The sequence below is a fragment of the Streptomyces virginiae genome (assembly GCF_040638905.1).
Taxonomy (GTDB): Bacteria; Actinomycetota; Actinomycetes; order Streptomycetales; family Streptomycetaceae; genus Streptomyces; species Streptomyces virginiae_B.
Genome location: NZ_JBEZYV010000083.1, coordinates 1 through 1514, shown reverse-complemented (window position 1 = coordinate 1514; position 1514 = coordinate 1). Strand labels below are relative to the sequence as shown.

Sequence of the window (1514 nt, the reverse complement as noted above, 5' to 3'; positions counted from 1 at the left end):
AGAAGTCATCTCATTTGGTTGAGCTAGAGACGACGTCGGCCCTTGATCGCGGACCGTCCCCGCGGGGAGACTGTCTGCCATGGGATCAGTGGTTGTGGATATGCGGGTGCGGCTTGGCAGGCTGCGATGAGCGCCAGCCTGCCGTTCTTTCGCTACCACCCGGATCCCGTCGCAAGTGGGTCCATCCGCGAGGCCGCCGAGCGATGCGCTTGCTGCCAACGTGACAGGGGCTGGATCTACACGGCGACCTTCTATACGGCCCGCGAGGTGGGCGGGCGTTTTTGTCCGTGGTGTATCGCGGACGGAAGCGCGGCTGAAAGGTTCGCGGGCGAGTTTGCCGACTCCGTCGGGCTCGACGGTGTCAGCGAAGACGTCTTGCATGAGGTCACCCGCCGCACTCCTGGCTTCCGCGCCTGGCAGGATCCCCACTGGCTCGTCCACTGCCAGACCGCAGCCGCCTTCGTAGGTGAAGTCGGATATGCCGAGCTGGCCGCGCGTCCTGACGCTCTCGCCCAACTGCAGACCGAGATGCGCCTCCCGGCTGGCGGGACGAGGCCCAGCTTGACCAGTTTCTGACCCACCTGGGTGAGTCTGCGACCGCCATGCTCTTCCCATGCACGGTCTGCAGGGCCCACCTCGCCTATGTCGACGCATCGTAGGAATGGCTACGTCGTCAGTCTGCGGAAGCAGATGAGTGTGCAGGCGATGCTGGTGAACGCGAGGAAGTGGTCGGCTTTGCGTTCGTAGCGTCGGTGCAGGCGTCGGCAGCCGGCGAGCCAGGCCATGGTGCGTTCGATGGTCCAGCGATGACGGCCCAGCCGCTGCGAGGACTCGACACCCTTGCGGGCGATGCGGTGGGTGATCCCACGTTCGCGTAACCATCTCCGCAGGTGAGAGTAGTCGTAACCCTTGTCGCCGTGGAGCTTGCCTGGCTTGCGCCGCCTGCGTCCGCGGCGGGACCGGATCGGCGGTATGCCCTTCACCAGCGGAATCAGGGCCTGACTGTCGTGCAGGTTCGCCGCCGAGATCCCGACAGAGATGGGCAGACCGGTCCACTCAGTGATCAGATGGATCTTCGAGCCGTACTTGCCCCGGTCCACAGGATTCGGACCTGTCAGGTCCCCCTTTTCAAGGCCCGCATGTTCACCGAGTCGATCGCACAGCGGGACCAGTCCAACTCGCCTCGGGACCCGAGTTCGTCGAGGACCAGGCGGTAGAGCTTGGCCCACACCCTGGCCTTCGTCCACTCGGCGAAACGCCGGTGAGCCGTCGCTCCCGATGGTCCGAACGACGCGGATGACAGCTGCTGCCACGTGCAGCCCGACGTCGCCACGAACACGATCGCGGCCAGCACCTCCCGGTCGCCATGCCGACGCCGGCCACCACCCTGAGGCCGCGAAGGAGCCTCCGGCACCACCCGCTGAAACAGCTCCCACAACTCGTCCGGCACCAGCCGCTCAACAATCCCCACCACGGCCCGCAGCCTACCGAACCGGCCAAATGAGATGACCTCT

General features: G+C 65.6%; 2 protein-coding genes. One reads left to right on the top strand and one right to left on the bottom strand.

Annotated elements, in window-relative coordinates; all coding sequences use genetic code 11:
• Positions 1 to 126: 126 nt before the first annotated feature.
• Positions 127 to 576, top strand: coding sequence for a CbrC family protein (locus AB0F82_RS38590; RefSeq protein ID WP_362636480.1), 450 nt, complete (start codon positions 127 to 129; stop codon positions 574 to 576).
• Between the two features lie 89 nt (positions 577 to 665).
• On the opposite strand, the gene AB0F82_RS38585 is transcribed toward AB0F82_RS38590, so the two are convergent.
• Positions 666 to 1465 (bottom strand): IS5 family transposase gene (locus AB0F82_RS38585; protein ID WP_362636482.1). Its coding sequence is split into 2 segments (ribosomal slippage): positions 666 to 1126 and positions 1126 to 1465, totalling 801 coding nucleotides; the frame shifts between segments, so codons are not numbered across the junction.
• Positions 1466 to 1514: the final 49 nt, after the last annotated feature.